The following is a 6352-nucleotide window of genomic DNA, read 5'->3' on the forward strand; positions in this document are numbered from 1 at the left end:
GGCATCCGGGAGGCTTTTGTCGCTGGTCGCGGGGCGTGAATCCACCGGCAGCGGTTAAAGCTGTTCGCACCAGGTTTCAGTCCCTTGGCGTGAACAGCAGCTTGACATACTGACGCAGCAAAAGGATCTGCCCTGCGGTCATTCTTGGCTCGCCCAGCGCCTTGGCCATGACGATACCGCCTTCGACGACTGTGCTGACGAAATCGGCGAGCGCGTCGAAACCCACCTCGTCCTGGGGCGGATACTTTTCCGCGATCTGCTCGAACATCTCCCGGAACCGTTGGCGCCAACCCAGGACAGCACGCCGATTGGCGTCGCGGACCGCCTGGTTGAACAGGCGATCCTGGTATGCCGCCGTGGCCACGAGACAGCCTGGATGCCCGGTCTGCATGTCTTCCAGAAGCTCAGCCAAAAGCTTGAAACCGATCAGCACGCGTTGGAGCGGGTCATCCGACAACTCCCACGCGCGGGCCCAGAGATTGTCGAATATCTGGTCCTCGATTTCGATGTGCCGCTCGATCAGCGCCAGTGCCAATGCGTTCTTATCGGAAAAATGATAGAAGAACCCGCTACGCGTCACATCCGCTGCCGCCACGATCTCCTCAATGGACGTCGCGTCGAACCCCTTTGCTAGGATCGACTCCTGCGCGATGTCCATGATCTGCTCTCGTTGGCTCGGCCTGTGCATTTCAAACTGAACCCTTGGTCAGGTTTCCGTCGCATCGTGGAGCGTGCGGTACAAGCACCTCCTATCCAACATAATGATATTAAACAATAAATAGCAATATCCTGTAAGTATACCACGCGTTCTCTGTTCAAGGATAGTACCGCGCCAGTACAACTGCCGCGCCAGTAGTAATGGAGGACAGCAATGAACTACGCAGCTAATTTCAGAACCTTTATCGCATCCGATCAGCCCTGGGTGGCGGACGGCGGAATGGAAACCGACCTGATTTTTTCTTACGGGCTCGACCTGCCCCACTTCGCCTCGTTCCACGTCTTCGATACCACGGAAGGTCGTGCGACCCTGGCGCGATACTATGATCGCTACATCGACATTGCCCGTCGCGCGGGCACCGGCTTCGTCCTGGATACGGCGACCTGGCGCTCCGGGGCGTACTGGCCTGACATCGTCGGCCGGTCTCTTGCTGATATCGAGGCGGCGACCCGCGAGGCGGTGCGCTTTGCTTATGCGACCCGCGCGCGGCATAGCGGCGTTCCGATGGTCATCAACGGTGCGGTAGGTCCGGCGGGTGACGGCTATGCTCCCGACCGGCTCTACACACCCGACGCCGCCGAGGCGGTCCATGCGCACCAGATCGGCTGGATGGCCGATGAAGGTATCGAGATGGTTTCAGCCGTTACAATGACCCACCCTGGCGAAGCCATCGGGATCGTTCGCTCGGCCCAGGGAAACGGCCTGCCCGTCGTGGTCAGCTTCACGACCGAAACCGACGGCCGCCTGCCGAATGGCCAGTCTGTTGCCGACGCCATCGCCGAAACCGATGCCGCGACCGGCGGCGCACCGGTTTTCTACATGATCAACTGCGCGCATCCCGATCACTTTGCGGGCGTTTTGGCCGGTGATTGGGTGTCGCGCATCGGCGGCATCCGTGCCAACGCCAGCCGCATGAGCCATGCCGAACTGGATGAGGCCGAGGAACTGGATGCCGGCAATCCCGAAGAATTCGGCCATCTTTACGGCGCGCTCTTTCGGAAGTTGCCGCAGCTTCGGGTCATGGGCGGATGCTGTGGCACCGATCACCGGCACATCGAGCAAGTCTGCCTCGCCTGCAAGGTGGCCGCGTAAAGACAGGTGGCGAGCCCTTCCGGGGCAGCCAGACCGGCAGGGCCGGTCAGAGCCCGCGCCGGTCTTGCTGGCGCGGGCCATCGCCACCGCCTGGCCGGAATGCCCATGGTCTGGCGATCACATTGAACGGAGACGAAAGACATGACGGAAATCATTGCACCCGGCGTAGGGAAGTCCGTTGGGAGAAGGCTGCGCGCAGCCAACTGGCTATTCAAAGCGTGCCGCGATGCATCGCGCAGGTATCACGACCGGCGGACCATCGCGCATGTCACGGAGTTGAACGACCACTTGCTGCGCGACATCGGGCTGTTGCGCCACCAGATCGAGCCCGCGGTGCATGGCAAACTCAAACGCACCGAGGCTGGAAAATGGCGCGCATAGCCCCTATGGCAGGCGCCGGTTTCGATATCCGCTGGGCACATAGCGGGGACGCAACTGAAATCGCCCGGTTGTTCCTGATAGCCTCCGACGGGCTTGCCGCCTACATCTGGGGCGGCAATACCTCTCCCGGCCAGTCAATGGAAGAGACCGGCGCAGCCCGCTACGCGCGAGAGGGTGTCCTCTTTTCATATCAGAACTGCCTGATCGCGACCTCCGGGCCGGAGGTCATCGGCATGCTCCACGCCTTTCCAATGCCCGATCGTGCGGGGGGCGAAGCGGACCCCGATCCGGTGCTGCGCCCCTACTCGGAACTCGAAGATCCGGGATCGCTCTACATCTCGGGGCTTGCCGTCTATCCACGCCACAGGCAGCAGGGCGTTGGCGATGCGTTGATGGACTGCGCGGAGGCGCTCGCTATTACAAGGGCCCTGCCCAGGATCTCGCTCATCTGCTTCGAGCGGAACGACACGGCACGCGCATTCTATGCCAGACGCGGCTTCACTGTCGTGGATCGCCGCCCCCTCGTTCCACACCCGACGCTTCACTACAAGGATGGCGATGCGCTGTTGATGGTCCGCAAGACCTTCTTGTGGGCCGGGAGCAAGGCCATAGATTTCTGCGCCGCAGGCGACTCCCACCATGACTAGGTGAAAAGGTGTGCTACTCGAGCCGCCTGACAGACATCCCGCTGGAATCAGAAAGCCCCCGGGGTTCTTCCCGGGGGCTTTTTTGTTTGGTTGCGGGGGCACGCAAGCAACGACAATCTAAAGCAATATCAGTCAGAAGAGGCTCTTCTGGATTTCTGGAAACAACCACTCAGTAAAGGCCACGACGTTTTTGTTGCGTTGATTACGGGGGGGCACGACAAGGTAATATGTCAAACCTATAAATTCACCCTGTAAGGCATTGTTAGAAAAAGGAACAAGCCATTGTTCTTTCACGGCGTTTCGGACCAGTATCGAGCTTACAAGGGCAATTCCCTGACCCGCCAAAGCGGCCTGAATGACGTGATGTTCCTGGTCAAACCGCCTTACAGTGTAGTTAGCTTGACTTTCCTCGCGTCCTTGTTGATTGATAAGCGCTTCCCAGGCAATAGGCGGCAATGATTTGTTCACCCACTCAGTTTCCAGAAGTTGAGCGTCATTTAGGTTAGTGAATTTATCAAGGTATGCTGGAGTAGCGTACATTCCAAATTTTTCAGTAACTAGTTTTGATGCGTGAGGCTGCGCGGGATCGTACTGCCCATAGCTGATCGCAAGATCAATGCGACGGTCACGCATGACATCAATTTTTTGCTCTCCTGTTTGAATGGAAACATCAATACCAGGATTTGCCTCGTAAAATTTTTCTAGGTTTGGCACCAGCCACATGGAGGCAAATGAAGATGTTGTACTAATAGTCAGCATCTCTTTTGAGCCGACGATATCGTTGACGGTCTCGTTGATCTGCCGAAAGACGTTGAATGTAGTATCTGAAAGTAATTCCCCGTCTCTGGTTAGCTTGACAGCGCGGATCTGGCGCTCAAACAAACGAGTCCCAAGCCCCTCCTCCAATGTCTTGATTTGGTGAGAGACCGCCGTTGGCGTCACATGTAACTCGTCAGCTGCTTTTTTGAAGCTTTTCAGTCTTGCAGCAGCATCAAAAGTTCTAAGAACATTAAGGGATGGCAGCTTCGAGTACATTAAACACCTCAGTCTAGGTGAATTTTTTTCATCCATAACTAAGAATTCGTCATTCGTCAAATACCCTTTCAAGGGCCACATTTCTTTCAACAGTCAATAGGCCCATGAAAGGACACCAGATGAAAACTCTGCTTCACATAGATGCCAGTGCAAGAAAAACAGACAATCCAGTACCAGCATACAACTCGATATCAAAATCAATTGCGGCCACATTTATAGAGACATGGCGTACATTTAATAATGAAGATAAAATCATCTATAGGGATGTGGGCGACAACCCACCTGACTTTATCAGTCAAGACTGGATTGCCGCTGTTTTTACGCCAGATAACGCCAAAACCGACAATCAAAAGGCTTTGCTTTCATTGTCAGATACATTGATCAGTGAGGTAGAGCAGGCTGACATCATTGTCATGTCATCATCCATGTACAATTACGGCATGCCTGCCACCTTGAAGGCCTGGTTTGATCAAGTGATCCGCATCCACAAGACATTCTCCTTTGACTTGGCTCGTGGAGACTTTCCGCTAGAACCCATTATGTCAGGTAAAATACTGGTATTGATAACTTCCAGCGGTGAGTTTGGTTTCGGAATTGGTGGTATCCGCGAAAAAATGAATCACTTAGGCCCTCATATACAGACATTGAGCCATTATTTGGGCGTTGAAACATTCCACGAGATTAACGCCGAGTATCAAGAGTTTAACGACGACCGGCACAGAGATTCTGTCACAAACGCCCACAAGGCAGCGGAAGGTCTGGCTCTGAAACTGGCCAATTTCTAAAAGTGTACAGATAGTGGGAATCATCATATACACCGATTCTGTGCGCCCATTCTGCGGAGAACTCTAAAGGGTTCTCTCACAAAGATAGACTGTCGTTAGTTTCGTGGGCGGAATTTGAACACTTCGATTTTTCGGTGAATTATCCGCCTCTCCGCCTGCTTCCTATTTGCTTCCCAGCATAGAAAAAGGGCTTAGCCTTGTTTGGCTAAACCCTTGATATTGTTGGTTGCGGGGGCCTGAAACCACCGACCGTTTACCCGGTATTGTCAGAAGAGTTTTGGTTGAGAGAACTTGTGCCATCGCCTAGCCCGCGCACACTCATTGTCACGGATAGATTCCGATTGTATGGCGCCGCACTCAGGGAAGTAAGGGCTGCTGATTGCAAGGAATGCGGCCGCTGGCCGAACAACCAAGTAGAAAGCTCACACCTGCCCTTTCGACGATGGGAGCGGAGCTAATTGGAGATCGTCATCGTTCGCGCGCGTGCTCTGTAAATGCCGTGTAAGTGCCAAGCTTTCTGTGTACCATCCACACGGTCACAACCCCCAATCGCTAACGCTTTTTCGTGGATCTGGCTTTGAAATTTCTTTCGGTCAAATCAGTCCCAATTCTCCGATGGAGTTCGCCAAAGGCTTTTACCATGAGGCCGCCATTGATATCGCTCGCGTTCCTCATCGTTGGCTTGTTGGTATTTGGTCTGGGAGAAGCATTACTGGTCGCCGCGGGTGTCGGCGTGAGCCCCTGGACCGTGTTCGCCCAGGGCGTGACCCATGTAACAGGTTGGAGCCTGGGATTAGCGACCTTTGTCACCAGCGTATGCGTTTTAATTTCATGGATTCCGCTCAAACAGACACCCGGGATTGGAACGGTCCTCAACGCAATCATAATAGCGTTGGTGTTGGAATTTGTGCTACCCTTTCTGCCAACATTTGAATCCTACGCCGCAAACGCGGTGCTGGCTCTGGCGGGGGTGCTGGTGACCGGATTCGGCGGGGCCATCTACCTGATCGCGAACTTGGGTCCAGGCCCCAGAGACGGCCTTATGACCGGGCTTCAGTCTGTCACACATCAACCCATCGCACTCGTGCGCACCTGTCTTGAGTTGACGGTCGTTGCGATCGGCTGGGCTTTGGGTGGCACGCTCGGCCTGGGCACGGTTTTCTTTGCCTTGGGTATTGGACCAGCAATGGCAGCCGGTATGCAAATTCTGCAGCTTCGGAGTACCGCGCACTCAAAGTTACCGGAACAGCCAAAAAGGCAGTGTCAGAGCAAATCGCATTGAAGCGGACAAGGCGGTATTGTCAAAAGAACGTCGGTTGAGAGGAGACCTGTGCCGCCCCCGTGTGCAGGCTCAATTTCCCGGCACCACTGGCGGCCCGATTGGAAGGATCCAGAAGATATTGAGGAGGATCCGTGACGCCGCTTGGCCTGAGCGATGTTAGATTGCACGACCTACGGCACACCGTTGGCAGCCTGGCGAATAGGGCTGGACTAACACAGAGACAGATCGCAGACCTGCTGGGCCACCGGCAAATGGCTACACCATGCCCACAAGAGAAAAGCCGGCTCATTTCTGAACCGGCCTAAGCCCTTGATATTATTGGTTGCGGGGGTAGGATTTGAACCTACGACCTTCAGGTTATGAGCCTGACGAGCTACCGGGCTGCTCCACCCCGCGTTAATGCTTTGGTCCG

7 protein-coding genes and 1 tRNA gene are annotated in these 6352 nt (G+C 55.1%); 5 read left to right on the forward strand and 3 right to left on the reverse strand.

Features of this window, described 5'->3' with window-relative positions; genetic code table 11:
* Positions 1–76 precede the first annotated feature (76 nt).
* A complete protein-coding gene (locus FHR98_RS15450) occupies positions 77–658 on the reverse strand; it encodes a TetR/AcrR family transcriptional regulator (RefSeq protein WP_246377916.1) in 582 nt (193 codons plus the stop codon).
* 213 nt (positions 659–871) lie between these two features.
* Between FHR98_RS15450 and FHR98_RS15455 the strand changes: the two genes are divergently transcribed.
* The 3 genes from FHR98_RS15455 to FHR98_RS15465 all read left to right on the forward strand — a co-directional run bounded on the left by FHR98_RS15455 (position 872) and on the right by FHR98_RS15465 (position 2838).
* Complete coding sequence (locus tag FHR98_RS15455; protein ID WP_183417631.1) at positions 872–1810, forward strand: homocysteine S-methyltransferase family protein; 939 nt, start codon at positions 872–874, stop codon at positions 1808–1810.
* Between the two features lie 141 nt (positions 1811–1951).
* Complete coding sequence (locus FHR98_RS15460) at positions 1952–2191, forward strand: DUF1127 domain-containing protein (protein WP_183417632.1); 240 nt, start codon at positions 1952–1954, stop codon at positions 2189–2191.
* The gene (locus FHR98_RS15465; protein WP_246377918.1) at positions 2179–2838 is read left to right on the forward strand and encodes a GNAT family N-acetyltransferase; all 660 of its coding nucleotides are present in this window, start codon (positions 2179–2181) and stop codon (positions 2836–2838) included. The genes FHR98_RS15460 and FHR98_RS15465 overlap by 13 nt, the downstream gene beginning before the upstream one ends.
* A 132-nt stretch (positions 2839–2970) precedes the next feature.
* Here the strand turns inward: FHR98_RS15465 and FHR98_RS15470 are convergent, their stop codons facing one another.
* Complete coding sequence (locus FHR98_RS15470; protein ID WP_183417633.1) at positions 2971–3873, reverse strand: LysR substrate-binding domain-containing protein; 903 nt, start codon at positions 3871–3873, stop codon at positions 2971–2973.
* Between the two features lie 119 nt (positions 3874–3992).
* Here FHR98_RS15470 and FHR98_RS15475 point away from each other — a divergent pair, with 119 nt between their 5' ends.
* Positions 3993–4658 carry an FMN-dependent NADH-azoreductase gene (locus tag FHR98_RS15475; protein ID WP_183417634.1) on the forward strand — a complete coding sequence of 222 codons (666 nt, stop codon included), beginning with the start codon at positions 3993–3995 and terminating at the stop codon, positions 4656–4658.
* 640 nt (positions 4659–5298) lie between these two features.
* Positions 5299–5940, forward strand: a complete 642-nt coding sequence (gene yczE / locus FHR98_RS15480) for a membrane protein YczE (protein ID WP_221205928.1) — start codon at positions 5299–5301, stop codon at positions 5938–5940.
* A 319-nt stretch (positions 5941–6259) separates the two neighbouring features.
* Here yczE and FHR98_RS15485 read toward each other — a convergent pair.
* Positions 6260–6336 (reverse strand) — tRNA-Met (locus tag FHR98_RS15485).
* Positions 6337–6352 lie beyond the last annotated feature (16 nt).

The organism is Limibacillus halophilus (assembly GCF_014191775.1).
GTDB classification, from domain to species: domain Bacteria; phylum Pseudomonadota; class Alphaproteobacteria; order Kiloniellales; family CECT-8803; genus Limibacillus; species Limibacillus halophilus.